This window comes from Flavobacterium crocinum, from assembly GCF_003122385.1.
GTDB classification, from domain to species: domain Bacteria; phylum Bacteroidota; class Bacteroidia; order Flavobacteriales; family Flavobacteriaceae; genus Flavobacterium; species Flavobacterium crocinum.
In genome coordinates this window covers 3,092,946-3,110,201 of record NZ_CP029255.1, presented here as the reverse complement: position 1 = coordinate 3,110,201, position 17,256 = coordinate 3,092,946, and the positions used below count along the sequence as shown (strand labels likewise).

Sequence of the window (17,256 nt, the reverse complement as noted above, 5' to 3'; positions counted from 1 at the left end):
AGTATAGAAATCACTAGCTATTTTTGAGGAGTACCATTAGTCACTTTAATCAAATAAGTTCCTTCGGGCAAATCATTGATATTAGATGCATCGGTACCGATTAGTTTTTTACCTTGTGAAAAAACCTCGATGTTCTTTCCGTTTGTTTTATTAACTTCATTTGAAGAAACAGCAACGGATGCCGGAGCTTGAACCAGAGTTTTTACAGGCGCTGCTGTCTTTTTTACTGGTGCAGAAACTTGTGGTTCCGGTGTGGCCGGTTTTGAACTGTTATAAGCCTCTTTAACCTGCTCATCTGTCATCGCTACACTGTATAATCTAAGATCGTCAATATCGGCATTAATACTGGTTGCCGTATTTAGTTTTCCAATATTTAAAATATATCCTTTTGCAGAACGCTGCATGCCTTCTACAGATTTTAGCAGTTCTCCATTACGATATATTTTTGATACATTTCCATCGTAAGTAACACTATAAAAATACCAAGTCTCTTTTACAAGAGGCACAGACACTACTACATTGTTTGCATCTCCCCAGCCTACCAAACTTAAATCGGAATTACCTGAAACAGCTGGTTGTTGGATCAATCCAAAATATTGTCCGTTGACCGCCGTACCATATCCAAAAATATAATTTGCCGTAGTAACCGCATTGAATTTAACCCAGACAGAAAAAGTCTTTGGTTTATTGTCTTGAGGAAGATCTCCTACTACTGCCTGATACGCTTTATTAGTAAGACGTAAAGCACTTTTAGGACTTCCCATTCTGTCATTTACAAAAACTGGAGTTCCTAAAAATGAAATAGTATTATCTGTACTATTCATGTTCCCGTTAAAAGTAAATTCCTGCACCGGATTTTGCGCATTAGTATTCAAAAAACTTACAAACATTAAAGAGAGTAATAATTTTTTCATGTATAAAAGATATTAAAAGTATATTTTTAATGTATCAGAATGAAATTCCTCTTTTTGGAACAATTTAAACCACAATACTTCAGCTTATTAAAATCCTAATTGTATTTTTATAAATTTTGTTAAATCTATAATTTTAATTCAGCATTACCAAGAAATTCCTACACATAAATACATAATTCTCACAAATTTTCAAAAACCAGCTTTTCAGACTATTATTTAAGGTATTGTGTACTAAAAATTATATTTTTGACTTGTAAATTTAATTAACAATTACCCCAAATGCAGACATCAAAATTCACTAAAATTGCGGTTATTGCTTTAGTACTTTTATTTTTAGTATTAAGCGTTATCAGCTGTAGTACGCACACGCATACTACCAGACCAGCAACTACAACCAAGAAAATCCCACCAGGACAGGCAAAAAAAGCTTCTGGAAGCAAAAGCGCAAGAGAATATGCTCCCGGCCAGCAGAAAAAAAGATAATCAATAAAAAGCCTTCTGTATTCCAGAAGGCTTTTTTACTATTTCAAAAAATTTATTGCTTGCGCAATGTTGAAAACTAACAAATATTAAAAACTAAGTAAAAGCTCTTATTTTGAAGTAATTTTTTTAGCCGGAGAACTGGTAACTTTTAAAAGATAAGTTCCCTCTGGTAAGTCATTAATATTTAATGCATTACTCCCTTCTATTTTTTGTCCTTGCGAATACACTTCAATATTTTTTACTGAACCAGTAACATCACTTGAAGTTATTATTTTACTACTGGTTGTTTTAGTAGCTGTTTTCCCGTTTGCAACAACAGTTTTAGAAGTCTTTAATTCCATTGTTGGTGCACTTGCCATAGCCACAACAGGTTTTCCTTTTTCATAAAGATCATTTACCTGCTCTGCTGTCAAAGCTACATTATAGATTTTCAGATCATCAATATCTGCATTAATTCCAATAGTAGTATTAATTTCACCTAATCTGAAAATATTTCCATTTGTAGCTCTTGTCATACCTTCAAGGTATTTCAATAACTTTCCGTCACGATAAATTTTAGAAGTTGCTCCTTCATAAGTAATCGTGTAATTATACCAAACATATTTTTCTAACGGAGTAGATACAATCACATCATTTGAAGCACCCCATGCAGCTAAACTCAAATCGGAGTTAGAAGAAGAAGTTCCTTGCTGTAATAAACCGCAATATTGCGCATTATAGGCATTTCCATAACCCCAAATATAGTTAGCCGTAGCAATATCATTAAATTTAACCCAGATACTAACTGTTCTGGCGTTCTTACCCTGAGGCAGATTGTCTATCACAGCCTCCAGAGCTTTATTATTTAATCGTTGGGCACCTCTTGCTTCCCCTGCCCTGTCAGCAACGAAATTATCGATTCCCATAAATGAAGTGGTATTGGCGGTATTATTTAAAGTACCATTAAAGTTAAATTCCTGAATCGGTGTTTGAGCACTAACATTCAAATAACTTACAAACAAAACTGTGAGTAGTAATTTTTTCATAATAATAGATTTTAGGGATTAAACAACTAAGGTTATTTTAACACTGCTAAACTAGATTATTATGAATTGGAGCGGAAATATTTCCGACAACCTACAGAAATACTCGTTAAAATAAACAATTTCGGACATTTTCTATCTTCAAAATACATTTTTACACTTTTAACGATATTACTAAAATACAAGTCAAAATTTAATCAACTTACTAATTTCTTACGTATAAATACGTTATTTTAATAAAACACCTAGTGTCTTATTTTAAATTTAGACCATAAAAAAACTCCATTCGCAAATACGAATGGAGTTTGATATTTAAAAAAGTAACTTAATTACTTTACGAATTCAATTTTTTGAGCTTCTTCTTCATTAACGCTGTCAAAGAAACCTTGCTCGTTCATCCAGTCATCGCTGAATACTTTACTCATGTAACGAGAACCGTGATCCGGGAAAATAGCGATAATATTACTGTCTTTTGTAAATTCGCCTTCTTCAGCGTATTGTTTAATAGCCTGCATTACTGCCCCGGAAGTATATCCAACAAATAAACCTTCTTTACGAGTGATTTCCCTTGCTGAGTGTGCACTTTCTTCGTCAGTTACTTTCATGAATTTATCAATAATATCAAAATCTGTAGCAGACGGAATTAAATTTTTACCTAAACCTTCTATACGGTATGGATAAATTTCTTTGCTGTCAAATTCTTTTGTTTCGTGGTATTTTTTCAATACAGATCCAAAAGCATCAACTCCGAGGATTCTAATATTTGGATTTTTTTCTTTTAAGAATTTTGCAGTTCCTGAGATAGTTCCTCCTGTTCCGCTGCAAGCAATTAAGTGTGTGATTTGTCCTTTTGTTTGTTCCCAAATCTCCGGACCTGTAGTGTTGTAGTGAGCATCAATATTCAATTGGTTAAAATATTGATTAATGTAAACTGATCCTTTTGTTTCTTCGTGTAAACGTTTTGCTACATTATAGTATGATCTTTCATCATCTGCAGAAACGTGAGCCGGACAGACATATACTTTAGCTCCTAAACTACGCAGCATGTCAATTTTATCTTTGGATGATTTTGAACTTACTGCTAAAATACAATTGTAACCTTTAATAATGCTTACCATTGCTAAACTAAATCCCGTATTTCCGGATGTGGTTTCTATAATGGTATCTCCCGGTGATAGAATTCCTCTTTTCTCGGCTTCTTCAATAATATATAATGCGATTCTATCTTTTGAGGAATGACCTGGATTGAAAGCTTCTACCTTTGCGTAGAAATTTCCTTCTAACTCTTCGGTGATTTTATTTAGTTTAATAAGCGGGGTGTTACCTATTAACTCTAAAACATTATTATAAGCGGTTATTTCTTCTTTCATAAAAAAATAGTTAATCAAGGGCATTTTTAATTAACCTTGATAGGTTGCAAATTTAACAAAAAAAATCTAATTAGCTTTTAATTTTTTCTAAATCTAACAAAAAACTAAATTCTTTTGCTAAGTCTTTCAAAGCCTCAAAACGTCCCGAAGCCCCGCCATGACCTGCATCCATGTTGGTATCTAAAAATAAAAGTTTATCATTTGTTTTTAGATCTCTCAATTTTGCAACCCATTTAGCTGGCTCCCAATACTGTACCTGCGAATCGTGTAATCCCGTAGATACGTACATGTTAGGATATTCCTGTGCTTTTACATTATCATAAGGTGAATAGGATAACATATAATCATAATATTCTTTTTTGTTTGGGTTCCCCCATTCATCATACTCTCCAGTTGTAAGCGGAATGCTGTCATCCAGCATTGTGGTAATTACGTCTACAAAAGGCACCTGAGCTATGACTCCATTATATAATTCCGGAGCTTCATTTACAATTACTCCCATTAAAAGACCTCCTGCCGATCCTCCTTCTGCATATAAATGTTCCGAAGAAGTGTACTTTTGGTCTATTACAAATTTAGAGCAATCAATGAAATCTGTAAAGGTATTTTTCTTTTTTAACAGTTTTCCGTCTTCATACCATTGTCTTCCTAAATCTTCTCCTCCGCGAATATGCGCAATAGCATAAACAAATCCGCGATCCAAAAGCGATAATCTTGTGGAAGAGAAATACGTATCCATAGTTATTCCGTACGAACCATATGCATAAAGTAATAATGGATTTTTACCGTTTTTCTCCAATCCTTTTTTATAAACCATTGAAATAGGCACTTTTATACCATCTCTGGCTGTTGCCCATACTCTTTCTTCTATGTAATTATTTTTATCAAACTTTCCACCCAAAACTTCCTGCTCTTTCAGGATTTCTTTGGTTTTAGTTTTCATATTAAAATCAATTATAGAAGATGGCGTTGCCAATGACTGATAACTGTAACGTAGGATATCGGTATCAAAATCAACATTTGTTGTCGTGTAAGCATTATACGTTTCACTGCCAAATGGAAGATAATAATCCGGTTCCTCATTCCATGGCATAATGCGAATATGATTCAATCCGTTGGAACGTTCTTCTACAACTAAATAATTTTTAAATATTTCAATATCTTCCAATAAAACATCTTCTCTGTGCGGAATAAGATCTACCCAGTTTTTCTTTCCTGTTTTATCTTCAGGCGTTTTCATTAATTTAAAATTGGTCGCCTTATCTTTATTCGTTAAAATATAAAACGAATCTTCGTAATGCGAAATACTATATTCTAATCCGCGAACACGAGGCTGAAAAACAACAAATTCTCCATCCGGATTATTCGAATTTAAAATTCTGTATTCAGTTGTCAAAGTACTTCCAGAACCAATAACAATATATTTTCTTGATTTTTCTTTGCTGATCGATACATTAAAAGTATCATCCACCTCATCAAAAACCAAAACATCTTTTTCAGACGCTGTATTTAGTTTATGTCTAAAAACTTTATCAGCTCTGAGAGTTACCTGATCCTGTCTCACATAAAAAATAGTATTGTTATCATTTGCCCAAACTGAAGCTCCTGTAACATTCTCTATTTTATCTGCTAAAATTTCGCCGGTTTCTAAATTTTTAACCTGAATGGTATAAATTCTTCTTCCAACGATATCCACTCCAAAGCTTGCAAATTTATTATCGGGACTAATACTTAATCCTCCTAATTTAAAATAAGCATGTCCTTTTGCCATTTCGTTACAATTAAAAAGAATTTCTTCTTCTGCAGAAAGACTACCTTTTTTTCTGGCAAAAATGGGATAATCCTGTCCTGTTTCAAAACGGGTAATATAGAAATATCCATTATAAAAATATGGAACCGAAGAATCATCTTCTTTAATCCTTCCTTTCATTTCTTCAAACAAATTATCTTTTAAAGATTTTGTATGAGAAGTCATATCTTCATAGTAAGCATTTTCCTGATTGAGATAATCAATTACTTCTGAATTTTCTCTGTCGTTCAGCCAGAAATAGTTGTCAATTCTGGATTCTTTGTGTTTTTTTAATGTTTTTGGAATTATTTTGGCCTTTGGAGCCGATATATCATTTTGCATTGACTGAGCATTAATTTTTAAAAATAAAGACGCAAAAATAGCACAAACGCAATAGAACCAAATTAATTTTTTCATAAAATATTCTATTGAATTAACACAGCAATATACTAATTTTGTCTGAAAATAATTTAAAAAATCAACAAAAATGGATTTAATGGGAATGATGGGTAAACTTAAAGAAACCCAACAAAAAATTGAAGATACTAAAAAGCGCTTAGATACTGTTTTGATTGATGAACAAAGCGCAGACGGATTACTGAAAGTGACTATTACTGCCAGCAGAAAAATAAAATCAATCTCTATCGACGATTCTTTAATGGAAGATAAAGAACAGTTGGAAGACTATTTGATCGTGACTCTAAATAAAGCAATCGAAAAAGCAACCAACGTTAACGAAAGAGAATTAGATGCCGTTGCGAGAATGGATATGCCATCTATTCCTGGAATGGATAATTTGTTTAAATAAGAGGCAAAGATACAGAGTTACAAAGAGACAAAGGTTTCTTCTCTCTTACTCAAAAAACAAAAAAAGACGCAATATGCGTCTTTTTTCAAGCTTTGTTACTCTGAACCTTTGTAACTTTGTCACTTTCTCTAAAACTTCGAAAGTGTTTCTAACACATAAGTATGCATTACTTCTTTGTAATCCAAATGCGTTACAATTCTAAGCTTATTATGTCCTAAAGAACTTATAAGTATATTTTTCTGTTTTAATTTTTCAATCAATAATTGGTCACTATAACCTTCAGCCAATGAAAAAATTAAAATATTGGTTTCAACAGGTTCAATAGATGCAATCCATTGCTTTGTACTTAATATTTTAGCAATCTCTTTTGCTCTGCGATGATCTTCTGCCAGTCTTTCAATATTATGAGCTAAAGCATACAATCCTGCAGCCGCCAAATATCCTACCTGACGCATCCCTCCACCTAATATCTTCCTGATTCTCAACGCTCTGCGAATATCATCTTTACTCCCAAGCAATACAGAACCAATTGGAGCTCCAAGGCCTTTAGACAGGCAAACGGAAATAGTATCGAAAATAGCTCCAAATTCTTTCGGATTTTGTCTTTTTGCCACTAAAGCATTCCAGATTCTGGCACCGTCAAGATGAAATTTCAAATTATTGGCGTCACAAACTTTTTTTATTTCTCTTAAATCATCTAATTCATAACAAGCACCACCACCTTTATTGGTTGTATTTTCAACACAAACCAAACTGGTTAAGGGACTATGATAAAATTCAGGGTCGTTTATCGCTGCTTTAACTTGCGCTGCTGTTATCATGCCTCGGTTTCCATCTACTAAACAGCAGGAAACACCGCTGTTGAAAGAAACACCTCCTCCTTCATAATGATAAACATGGGCATATTTATCTGCAATTAACTGCTCACCTGGCTGTGTATGCAATTTAATCGCAGTCTGATTTGCCATAGTTCCAGACGGAAAAAAAAGCCCAGCTTCCATACCAAAAAACTCTGCTGTTCTGTTCTCCAATTCAATCACCGTAGGGTCCTGTTTGTATACATCATCGCCAACATGAGCGTTAAACATATACTGCAGCATTTCATAAGTAGGCTTTGTTATGGTATCGCTGATTAAATTTATTTCCATATTCTAAAAACTATATCTTATTTTTGTATGCAAAATTACGTATTACTTATAGTTATTCTCAGCAAGTTTTAGTAAAATTTAACTCACTTGTTTCTATAGACCAAATTAACGTAATTTTGATAAAAAACATATAAATCCTATTAATTAATTTATGACAACAGCCGAACAAGTAAAAGGTATTGTGGAGCGCCTTGGTGCGTTGAGGAGGTATCTTTGACGTTGATGCCAAGCTAATCGAAATTGCCAACGAAGAAGAAAAAACTTTTGCACCTGATTTTTGGAACAATCCGAAAGAAGCCGAAAACATTGTAAAAAATCTTCGAAACAAGAAAAAATGGATTGAAGATTATGACAAAGCCGTTTCTCTTACAGAAGAATTACAGCTGGCTTATGATTTCTACAAAGAAGGCGAACTTACCGTTGATGAACTGGATGAACAATATAACGCGGCGCAATCGCATATTGAAAACATTGAGTTCAAAAATATGCTTTCTGATGAAGGTGACAGTTTAAGTGCCGTAGTACAAATTACTGCAGGAGCCGGTGGAACGGAAAGCTGCGACTGGGCAGGAATGCTTATGCGTATGTATATGATGTGGGGCGAAAGTTATGGCTACAAAATAAAAGAACTTAACTTTCAGGAAGGTGATGTTGCCGGAATCAAAACGGTAACTTTAGAATTTGAAGGTGATTATTCTTTTGGTTATTTAAAAGGAGAAAATGGTGTTCACCGTTTAGTAAGAATCTCTCCTTTTGACAGCAATGCGAAACGTCATACATCTTTCGTTTCCGTTTATGTTTATCCGCTTGTTGATGACAGTATCGAAATCGACATTAATCCTGCTGATATTGAGATTACCACTTCTCGTTCGAGTGGTGCGGGAGGACAAAACGTAAACAAGGTTGAAACTAAGGTTCAATTGGTTCACAAACCAACCGGAATCCAGATTCAGTGTTCTGAAACACGTTCTCAACAGGATAACAGACAACGTGCTATGCAAATGCTTCGTTCTCAATTGTATGAAATTGAGTTAAAGAAACAACAAGCACAACGCGCCGATATTGAAGCCGGAAAAATGAAAATCGAATGGGGCTCGCAGATTCGTAATTATGTAATGCAGCCTTATAAATTAGTAAAAGACGTTCGTACAGGATATGAAACCAGCGATGTTGACGGTGTAATGAACGGAAATATCGATCCTTTCTTAAAAGCCTATCTGATGATGATGGGACAAAAAGAGGAAGAATAGTATTCAGTGGTCAGTTTTTTAGTGTTCAGTCAACCTGAAACTTGAAACAAAAAAACAAAAGTTATGATAAAATGGGCAGATGTAATTCATTTTACAAATAAAGGAAATCCGGCTCCTGAAAAGAGAGTCGAAAAAACGGAGGAAGAATGGAAACAAATCTTAACTCCCGAGGAATTTCAGGTAACACGTTTAAAAGGAACAGAAAGATCCTTTAGTTCTGAATTGTGTAGTTTATTTGATCCTGGAATTTATGAGTGCAAATGCTGCGGAACAGTTCTTTTTGACGCGAGTGAAAAATTCGAATCAGGAACAGGCTGGCCCTCTTTTACACAACCGATTAAAGAAAACGCTATCGCTTATCATGCTGACAGATCCTACGGAATGGTTCGGGTTGAGGTTGTTTGCAATGTATGCGATGCACATTTAGGACACATTTTCCCTGATGGACCTCCGCCAAGCGGTTTACGTTACTGCATCAACGCAGTTTCTTTATCAAAAATTAAAGAATAATTTACAGAAAGCGATTCGTTAAAAAGCGAATCGCTTTTTTTTATAACTATCAAAAATTAAGCGATTTAACAAAACAAATGTAAGCCATCACTTAACAATTAAATGATTTATTTTTTCTTCTAAATTTTGAACTGATTTTACTCAAAACCTAAGTTACAGCCAGTCAATTTATCAAAAACTCTCATTAAATTAATATTTTAAATGTTAATTTTTCAAAAATTATATCATTATTTTATTTTTTTATTAAGAAACTCAAAAATTTAATTAGGTAATTAAAATGTAATTCATTTTATTTGACAAAAAATAACCCTAGTCGATAAAATTTGTCAATGAGATCCTATTCAATTCAAGAAATTAATGAAGTTATTAATGGCGTAATTTATGGCAGTACTTCACAAAGCATTACGGCAACAGAACAATTAGAAAAAGCAACAACTTCAGAAATTTCATTTATTGGAAATAAAAAATACGAAAAATATTGGTCGGCATCAAATGCTTCCATTGCTATCGTAAACGAAGATATTTCAATTGAACCTGGAGAAAATCGCGCTTTTATAAAAGTAAAAAATGCCGATTTGGCAATGTCACAGATTCTTGCCCTTTTTGCCCAGCCAACTCCAATCTTTCGTAATGACATTCATAAAACCGCCATTATAGATGAAACTGCGATTATTGGCGAAGGCGCTAAAATTGGTGCCGGCTGTTATATTGGCCCAAAAGCCGAAATTGGTGCTTATGCGGTAATTTATCCTAACGTTACTATTTTAGACGAATCAACTGTCGGAATAAATACTATTATTTGGTCTGGAACAGTTATCCGTGAACGTTGCCATATTGGAAATGACTGTATTATCCATCCAAATGCAACTATTGGCGCAGATGGTTTCGGGTTTCGACCTTGTACTGAAAAAGGATTGGTGAAAATTCCACAAATTGGGAATGTAATTATTGGTAATGGAGTTGAAATTGGAGCAAATTCCTGTGTTGATCGTGGAAAATTCAGTTCTACAATTCTTGGAGATGGCTGTAAAATTGATAATTTGGTTCAGATTGGACATAACAGTAAACTCGGAAAGTTCTGTATTATGGCAGGAAATAGCGGGTTAGCAGGTTCTGTTACTTTAGGAAATGGTGTTATTATTGGCGGAAGTGCCTCAATAAAAGATCATACTACTATTGGCGACGGCGTTGTAATTGGTGCGGGATCTGGTGTAACCGGAGACGTTCCTGCCGGAAAAACAATGCTGGGTTATCCTGCTGTTGAAGCTCGTGACGCCTTAAAACAATGGGCGATTCTAAAACGAATGGTTTGCGCTACTAAAAAATAATTCAACTCTAATTTATATAAAAAAAACATCCGTTTCTTCGGATGTTTTTTTTATAATGCTTCACATTCAAAGCCAATTACTTTCATCAAAAAAATAACCTTTTCGATAATATCGTCTTTACATTCAAATCTTAGAATATTATCGCAGTCTTCAAGATCAAAATTCCACTTTGAATTTGGAAATAATCGATTTAGTTTTGGTGCAACTTTCTTCACTTTAGAAACGCTGTCCACGTTTGTTCTGAATACAAAAATCATAGTTTTACTAATTTTGAATTTTACTTAAAATCCTGGAATCAATATAAAAAGTTCCAAAAGGAATTACACACGCCAAAAGCACTTTCCATGTGGTATGTCTGAACTTCCAGTTCTGCTCAACTCCTACGCTTAACGTATTGAAAATAAAAAGTAAAAATAAGGCTCCGTGAATCGTTCCAACTGGCCTTGTCAGAAACGGTATTTCAAAAATATATTTCATTGGCATTGCTATAAAAAGTAAAATCAAAAGTGATGTGCCTTCAAGAAATCCAATAATTCTTAAACGTCCAGTATTTGTTTGAAGTAAATTTTTCATAATTATCTAAAATAAGGTCTGTTGGCAAGAGGTGAAAATGGCCATGGAATGGCAATAAAAATGATGATTAAGGCAATAGAAAACCAAACTAACATCGCTTTGAATTTCTGTTGATCTGAAAGTTTTCTTTTCGCTAAAGCGGAACCAATTGTGATGATGATTATAGCAACTAACATCAAAAAAATGTGAATTAGTCCAAAAAATGAAGCATCCAGATTTTGAAATCCATCTTTATAATTTCTCCAAAAATATTTCACAATCGGACTTTGCAGATAAACCAATATTCCAAAAAGAAGCTGGATATGGGCAATTGTAGCTGTCCAGTGACGTAACAAATTATCTTTCCTGGTAAAAGAAAGTTTTTGAGAATAACCACGATAAGCAATAAAAATAGAATAAAATAAGCTTACCAATACGAGCCATCGCATAAAAGAATGACCAGTTAAAAGTGTTTGATACATTGTTTTTTGATTTAGACAATGCAAATATATTCAAAAACATACTAAGTAGTATGTTTTTGAAAAATAATTTTATCTCAAGCCATTTAAATAACTCTTAAGTTCTTTTAAATAAACCAGATAAGACGAATTATCATTTTGGAGTTTTCCGAAATTTCGTATTCCCCAATAGCCCGATAAGATAAAAAATGCTACTTGTTCGCCCACAACGTCTTTACGAATTAAACCTGATTCTTTTCCTTTTTCAATTGAATTTATAATGGTCCTTTTCCATAAATCGACTAATTCTGCTAAAGCTTCACTAAACTTGTTATTCCATGGCGTCATTTCCTGAGTAAGATTTCCAACCGGACAACCATATTTTACTTGTAGAAAAGGATCTTCCAGCAATAAATACGAAATCATATTGTAAAAATCCTCAATTGGATTTTGAGAAGCGTCTGTTGGTTGTATAAAATGTTCCTGCATGGTTGGCTTTAGAATTTCTTCAATTATAGCAACTCCCATTTCATCTTTAGTTTTAAAATGGTAATAAAAAGCACCTTTTGTTACTTGTGTAGTCGCAATGATTTCATCAATACTTGTAGTTTGGTAACCTTTCGTATAAATCAATTCAAATGCTTTATGCAGAATTGTAAGTCTTGTATTTGCCGCTTTTGACATAAAAAATACTGATTAGTATGAAATAGCAAAATAAAGAAAAAATAATTGATTTATGCTTTTACTACCTATTTTGAAAAATACATCAGATAAACATTTACAAAGTATTTCTTAATTCCTAAAGTCACTCATTTATTTCAATTGATTTTGTAAATTAGCCAACACTATTTTGTAAAATCAATACTATATCATGGATTTAAACTTCAATAAAAACGAAGATCACAATAAACTGCTCCTTTCTGAATTAAAACAAAAATTTGCTAGAGTAAAATTAGGCGGAGGCGAAAAACGTATCGAAAAACTGCACGCCGAAGGCAAAATGACGGCGCGTGAAAGAATCGCTTATTTATTGGATGAAAATTCTAAAAGTATTGAAATTGGTGGTTTTGCAGGCGAAGGAATGTATCCGGAACATGGCGGCTGTCCCTCAGGAGGAGTTGTGGTAAAAATTGGTTATATCAAAGGAAAACAATGCATCGTAGTTGCCAACGATGCCACTGTAAAAGCCGGTGCGTGGTTTCCGATTACCGGAAAGAAAAATCTTCGTGCGCAGGAAATTGCCATAGAAAACAGACTTCCTATTATTTATCTTGTAGACAGCGCAGGAGTTTATCTGCCAATGCAGGATGAAATTTTCCCTGATAAAGAACATTTTGGACGTATCTTTAGAAACAATGCCCAAATGAGCAGTATGGGAATTACACAAATTGCAGCCGTTATGGGAAGTTGTGTTGCAGGTGGCGCTTATCTCCCAATTATGAGCGACGAAGCTTTGATTGTAGATAAAACAGGAAGTATTTTCCTTGCCGGAAGTTATTTGGTAAAAGCTGCTATTGGCGAAACTATTGATAATGAAACTTTAGGAGGCGCTACAACACACTGTGAAATTTCAGGAGTTACTGATTACAAAGCTAAAGATGATAAAGATGCTTTGGACAAAATCAAAAATATAGTAGATAAAATTGGTGATTTTGATAAAGCAGGCTACAGCCGAATTAAAGCAGAAAAACCAGCTTTAGAACCCAACGACATTTATGGAATTCTTCCAAAAGCGAGAACCGAACAATATGATATGATGGAAATCATCAAACGTCTGGTTGATAATTCAGAATTTGAAGCTTACAAAGAAGGTTATGGACAATCTCTAATTACTGGTTATGCCAGAATTGACGGTTGGGCCGTGGGAATCGTGGCTAATCAGCGTAAAGTAGTTAAAACCAAAAAAGGCGAAATGCAGTTTGGCGGTGTAATTTATTCTGACAGTGCTGATAAAGCAACCCGATTTATTGCCAATTGCAACCAGAAAAAAATTCCACTTGTGTTTCTTCAAGATGTTACCGGATTTATGGTTGGTTCAAAATCTGAGCACGGAGGAATCATTAAAGACGGTGCTAAAATGGTAAACGCTGTAAGTAATTCTGTTGTACCAAAATTCACCGTTATTGTTGGAAATTCTTATGGAGCAGGAAACTATGCCATGTGCGGAAAAGCTTATGATCCAAGACTAATTTTTGCCTGGCCAAGCGCAGAACTTGCTGTTATGGGCGGAACTCAGGCTGCAAAAGTTTTAGCACAAATTGAGGCTTCTTCGCTTAAAGCAAAAGGTGAAGTTGTTGATGAAGAAAAAGAAACTGAACTTTTCAATAAGATAAAAGCACGTTACGACGAGCAGACTTCACCTTATTATGCTGCTTCAAGATTATGGACAGATGCTATTATTGATCCGTTAGATACCAGAACCTGGATCTCAATGGGAATCGAAGCTGCGAACCACGCTCCTATTCAAAAACCATTTAATTTGGGCGTTATTCAGGTTTAACGATTTGGAAATTCTCAATAATACGTTAAATAAAAAGCAAAAAACTCATTTTCAAGTTGTTAAAAATACACATCTCATTAAAAATTAGTAACTTAGTATACAATTTTTAATCACACGACATCATGGAAAATGTAAAAAGTTTGAATAAATGGGCGAACTCGCACACTTATTTACCGGTTGATCTAGTACGTATTGTTTTGGGTGGATTTTTATTTATGAAAGGTGTCTCGTTTGTCACCAATATTCAGTACCTGCATGATTTAATTTCCCCTATTGACAAATTTGGAGGAGGAATGTTTATGCTGCATTACATTGCTCCTGCTCATATGATTGGTGGTATAATGATTATTTTCGGACTATTAACTCGTTGGGCAATTGCCGCTCAATTACCTATCCTATTTGGTGCTGTTCTTGTAAATTTTATGGGAAAAATGCACTCCGAAAGCTTACTTTTAGCTGTAGTGGTTTTGTTAGTCTGTATCTTCTTTCTGTTTTATGGAAGTGGTAAACATTCTGCAGACTATTACTTTAAAATGCAACAATAAACTTATAAAATCCCCAGTTTTTAATTAAAAAAATCTGGGGATAATTTTTGTTTGTTAATTAATTCTATAAAATTTCATTAATTGTGTTTTATGACTTAAATTCGCCGACATGAATTGGATTCGTAAAACCGTTATCTTTATTGCACTTTTGATTGCAGGTTTGTTTGCTTATCAGGCAGACACAGCTTCTGTGCACCTAAATGAAACACAGAAAACGGATTCAAATTTCTGTAAAGAGACAGGAGATTCTTCTGCATTTATTCAGCCGCAAGGCAATTATCAATTTGCAGCAAATATTAAAACCGCTTCATCCGGGATATTAAAATGTCTGGATTCGTTTTTACCTCTTATCCCACAGCACCAAACTGTTACAACTACTTTAGCATATACTAAGCTTTTCACTACTCAAAGTAAAAAAGTTTCAGTCATACTTTACGCTTTCCATTTTTTCTGGTAAATAAACTTGATTTCGGCCGAAGATTTATTCTTCAATCTATAACCGCTTTCTAACGGAGCCGGTGTATATCATTTTATTTATTTCATTAAAAACATTATGGAAACTACAACAACCATTATGGGTATTGTGATTTTAATTATTGTCGCAATTCCGGTATATTTTTCTGCTCGCTCAAGCGCTGCCAGTAAATCAAGAATTTTAAATATAAAGAAGAGATTCAATCCGTCTAATCCGGAAAGTTTTGATCTGACAGAATCAATTAATAATAAAACTTTGACTCTAGATCAGAAAAACAAGAAGTTCATTTTAATGAATTTCAATCCAAACCAGCAAGAATCAATTTATGTGGATTTAAACACTATTGATTCCTGTAAATTAATTCCAACAACAGACGCACATTCAAATACAATCATTAAAATTGATTTCGAATTTCTGGACAAAGAAACATCTAAAAAGATAATAATTCCATTCTATGATTTTGATGATGACCGCATCAAACAAATAAGCGTGTATCAAGATCATCAGTTTGCGAAAAAATGGCTTAAAATCATCCAAGATTCTATATCACGTTAGTTATTTAATTCAGCTAAAGAGGTTCAAATTTTGAGCCTCTTTTTTTTGTATTTTATATGATATTTGTCATTTTATCCCGTTCAACGAAGTTTTAATTTTGAGGTAAACTAAATCCGTCATTATGAAAATCTCTTTGACACAAAAATACAATGTCCCAGGTCCAAGATACACAAGCTATCCTACCGTTCCGTATTGGAATGAAGCTGATTTCACAACTGAAAAATGGATCACTTCCTTACAAAAATCATTCTCTGAAAGCAATTCAAAAAACGGAATTAGTTTATATATTCATCTGCCTTTCTGCGAAAGCATGTGTACTTTCTGCGGATGCAACAAACGAATTACCAAAAACCATTCTGTTGAAGAAACGTATATTAAAGCACTTTTAAAAGAGTGGCATTTATACTGTAAAATACTTCCTGAAAAACCTGTTATTAAAGAAATACATTTAGGAGGCGGAACACCAACTTTTTTTTCGAAAGAAAATCTGGAATTACTAATCAATGGAATTTTCAGCTATGCTATAAAAGCAGAAAATCATGAATTTAGTTTTGAAGGACACCCCAATAACACTACCCATGAACAATTAAAAAAATTATATGAATTAGGCTTTCGCCGAGTAAGTTTCGGTGTTCAGGATTATTCTGCTACAGTTCAGAAAGCAATTAACCGAATTCAGCCTTTTCATAATGTTGCTAAAGTAACTTTTTGGGCCAAAGAAATTGGTTACAGCTCTATAGGTCATGATATTATTTTCGGGCTTCCGTTTCAGACTATTGAAGATGTTATTGATACAGTTGAAAAAACCAACTCTTTAAAACCAGACCGATTGGCTTTTTACAGCTATGCTCATGTTCCCTGGATAAAGGGTAACGGTCAACGCGGTTTTAATGATGAAAACCTGCCAAAAGATGCCGAAAAAAGACAGCTTTATGAAATTGGAAAAAAACTGCTTTCGCAAAACGGTTATCATGAGATTGGAATGGATCATTTTGCCTTAGAAGCTGATAGTTTATACAAAGCAGCCCACAATGGTAAATTACATCGAAATTTCATGGGATACAGCGCTTCTAAAACACAAGTTATGATTGGTTTAGGTGTTTCTTCAATCAGTGACAGCTGGTATAGTTTTGCTCAGAACACTAAAAATCTGGAAGATTATTATCAATTATTGGAATGGGATAAATTACCTGTTGTTAAAGGTCATATTTTAAATGAAGAAGATTTAATCATTAGAAAACACATTCTGAATTTAACCTGCGAACTTCAGACTTCCTGGACAAAAGAATCTTTAAATTTCATAGAACTTCCTGAAGTTTTAATTGCTTTACAAGAAATAGAAAATGATGGTTTAATTGTTATTGAAGAAAATTCAATTAAAATCACAGAAGCAGGAAGGCCTTTTGTGCGTAATATTTGTATGGCATTCGATTTACATCTAAAAAGAAAGTCACCGGAAACGAACTTGTTTTCGATGACTGTTTAAATAATCATGCCACCTGAAAGAACAGGTAAACTTTTGAAAATCTAACTTCTATAGACAATCTTT

The 17,256-nt window shown here is 33.8% G+C and carries 19 protein-coding genes; 10 read left to right on the top strand and 9 right to left on the bottom strand.

What is annotated here, in order from left to right; translation table 11 throughout:
* Nucleotides 1–17: 17 nt before the first annotated feature.
* Nucleotides 18–914 carry a LamG domain-containing protein gene (locus tag HYN56_RS13975; RefSeq protein WP_167398314.1) on the bottom strand — a complete coding sequence of 299 codons (897 nt, stop codon included), beginning with the start codon at nucleotides 912–914 and terminating at the stop codon, nucleotides 18–20.
* 279 nt (nucleotides 915–1,193) lie between these two features.
* Between HYN56_RS13975 and HYN56_RS13970 the strand changes: the two genes are divergently transcribed.
* Nucleotides 1,194–1,397 carry a hypothetical protein gene (locus tag HYN56_RS13970; protein ID WP_109192741.1) on the top strand — a complete coding sequence of 68 codons (204 nt, stop codon included), beginning with the start codon at nucleotides 1,194–1,196 and terminating at the stop codon, nucleotides 1,395–1,397.
* 107 nt (nucleotides 1,398–1,504) lie between these two features.
* On the opposite strand, the gene HYN56_RS13965 is transcribed toward HYN56_RS13970, so the two are convergent.
* The 3 genes from HYN56_RS13965 to HYN56_RS13955 all read right to left on the bottom strand — a co-directional run bounded on the left by HYN56_RS13965 (nucleotide 1,505) and on the right by HYN56_RS13955 (nucleotide 5,995).
* The gene (locus HYN56_RS13965; protein WP_109192740.1) at nucleotides 1,505–2,422 is read right to left on the bottom strand and encodes a LamG-like jellyroll fold domain-containing protein; all 918 of its coding nucleotides are present in this window, start codon (nucleotides 2,420–2,422) and stop codon (nucleotides 1,505–1,507) included.
* Nucleotides 2,423–2,748: 326 nt separating this feature from the next.
* Nucleotides 2,749–3,789: a PLP-dependent cysteine synthase family protein gene (locus HYN56_RS13960; RefSeq protein WP_109194804.1), complete on the bottom strand. Its 1,041-nt coding sequence runs from the start codon at nucleotides 3,787–3,789 to the stop codon at nucleotides 2,749–2,751.
* Between the two features lie 70 nt (nucleotides 3,790–3,859).
* On the bottom strand, nucleotides 3,860–5,995 hold the full coding sequence (locus HYN56_RS13955; protein ID WP_109192739.1) for a S9 family peptidase: 2,136 nt from the start codon (nucleotides 5,993–5,995) through the stop codon (nucleotides 3,860–3,862).
* Nucleotides 5,996–6,065: 70 nt separating this feature from the next.
* Between HYN56_RS13955 and HYN56_RS13950 the strand changes: the two genes are divergently transcribed.
* Nucleotides 6,066–6,386: a YbaB/EbfC family nucleoid-associated protein gene (locus HYN56_RS13950; RefSeq protein ID WP_091491161.1), complete on the top strand. Its 321-nt coding sequence runs from the start codon at nucleotides 6,066–6,068 to the stop codon at nucleotides 6,384–6,386.
* A gap of 128 nt (nucleotides 6,387–6,514) precedes the next feature.
* Here HYN56_RS13950 and HYN56_RS13945 read toward each other — a convergent pair whose 3' ends face one another.
* On the bottom strand, nucleotides 6,515–7,534 hold the full coding sequence (locus tag HYN56_RS13945; RefSeq protein WP_109192738.1) for a threonine aldolase family protein: 1,020 nt from the start codon (nucleotides 7,532–7,534) through the stop codon (nucleotides 6,515–6,517).
* A gap of 151 nt (nucleotides 7,535–7,685) precedes the next feature.
* Here HYN56_RS13945 and prfB point away from each other — a divergent pair.
* The 3 genes from prfB (at nucleotide 7,686) to lpxD (ending at nucleotide 10,622) form a co-directional block, all read left to right on the top strand.
* A protein-coding gene (prfB, locus tag HYN56_RS13940) for a peptide chain release factor 2 (protein WP_109192737.1) occupies nucleotides 7,686–8,784 on the top strand; the annotation gives its coding sequence in 2 pieces (ribosomal slippage) (nucleotides 7,686–7,748 and nucleotides 7,750–8,784; 1,098 coding nt in all).
* Nucleotides 8,785–8,847: 63 nt separating this feature from the next.
* Nucleotides 8,848–9,294 (top strand): peptide-methionine (R)-S-oxide reductase MsrB, encoded by a 447-nt coding sequence (gene msrB, locus HYN56_RS13935; RefSeq protein WP_109192736.1) that lies wholly within the window; start codon nucleotides 8,848–8,850, stop codon nucleotides 9,292–9,294.
* Nucleotides 9,295–9,623: 329 nt separating this feature from the next.
* Nucleotides 9,624–10,622, top strand: coding sequence for a UDP-3-O-(3-hydroxymyristoyl)glucosamine N-acyltransferase (gene lpxD, locus HYN56_RS13930; protein WP_109192735.1), 999 nt, complete (start codon nucleotides 9,624–9,626; stop codon nucleotides 10,620–10,622).
* Between the two features lie 50 nt (nucleotides 10,623–10,672).
* Here the strand turns inward: lpxD and HYN56_RS13925 are convergent, their stop codons facing one another.
* The 4 genes from HYN56_RS13925 to HYN56_RS13910 form a co-directional block, all read right to left on the bottom strand.
* Complete coding sequence (locus tag HYN56_RS13925; RefSeq protein WP_109192734.1) at nucleotides 10,673–10,879, bottom strand: hypothetical protein; 207 nt, start codon at nucleotides 10,877–10,879, stop codon at nucleotides 10,673–10,675.
* A 7-nt stretch (nucleotides 10,880–10,886) separates the two neighbouring features.
* Nucleotides 10,887–11,195, bottom strand: a complete 309-nt coding sequence (locus HYN56_RS13920) for a DUF3817 domain-containing protein (RefSeq protein ID WP_109192733.1) — start codon at nucleotides 11,193–11,195, stop codon at nucleotides 10,887–10,889.
* A 2-nt stretch (nucleotides 11,196–11,197) separates the two neighbouring features.
* Nucleotides 11,198–11,656 (bottom strand): hypothetical protein, encoded by a 459-nt coding sequence (locus HYN56_RS13915; RefSeq protein WP_109192732.1) that lies wholly within the window; start codon nucleotides 11,654–11,656, stop codon nucleotides 11,198–11,200.
* A 69-nt stretch (nucleotides 11,657–11,725) separates the two neighbouring features.
* Nucleotides 11,726–12,316 carry a TetR/AcrR family transcriptional regulator gene (locus HYN56_RS13910; RefSeq protein ID WP_109192731.1) on the bottom strand — a complete coding sequence of 197 codons (591 nt, stop codon included), beginning with the start codon at nucleotides 12,314–12,316 and terminating at the stop codon, nucleotides 11,726–11,728.
* A gap of 187 nt (nucleotides 12,317–12,503) precedes the next feature.
* Here HYN56_RS13910 and HYN56_RS13905 point away from each other — a divergent pair, with 187 nt between their 5' ends.
* From HYN56_RS13905 to hemN, 5 genes are all read left to right on the top strand, one after another.
* Nucleotides 12,504–14,132 carry an acyl-CoA carboxylase subunit beta gene (locus tag HYN56_RS13905; protein WP_109192730.1) on the top strand — a complete coding sequence of 543 codons (1,629 nt, stop codon included), beginning with the start codon at nucleotides 12,504–12,506 and terminating at the stop codon, nucleotides 14,130–14,132.
* A gap of 122 nt (nucleotides 14,133–14,254) precedes the next feature.
* Nucleotides 14,255–14,677, top strand: a complete 423-nt coding sequence (locus HYN56_RS13900; RefSeq protein ID WP_109192729.1) for a DoxX family protein — start codon at nucleotides 14,255–14,257, stop codon at nucleotides 14,675–14,677.
* A 109-nt stretch (nucleotides 14,678–14,786) separates the two neighbouring features.
* A complete protein-coding gene (locus HYN56_RS13895; protein ID WP_109192728.1) occupies nucleotides 14,787–15,134 on the top strand; it encodes a hypothetical protein in 348 nt (115 codons plus the stop codon).
* 96 nt (nucleotides 15,135–15,230) lie between these two features.
* Nucleotides 15,231–15,707: a hypothetical protein gene (locus tag HYN56_RS13890; protein ID WP_109192727.1), complete on the top strand. Its 477-nt coding sequence runs from the start codon at nucleotides 15,231–15,233 to the stop codon at nucleotides 15,705–15,707.
* A gap of 121 nt (nucleotides 15,708–15,828) precedes the next feature.
* Complete coding sequence (gene hemN / locus HYN56_RS13885; protein WP_109192726.1) at nucleotides 15,829–17,193, top strand: oxygen-independent coproporphyrinogen III oxidase; 1,365 nt, start codon at nucleotides 15,829–15,831, stop codon at nucleotides 17,191–17,193.
* The last annotated feature ends 63 nt before the right edge of the window (nucleotides 17,194–17,256 follow it).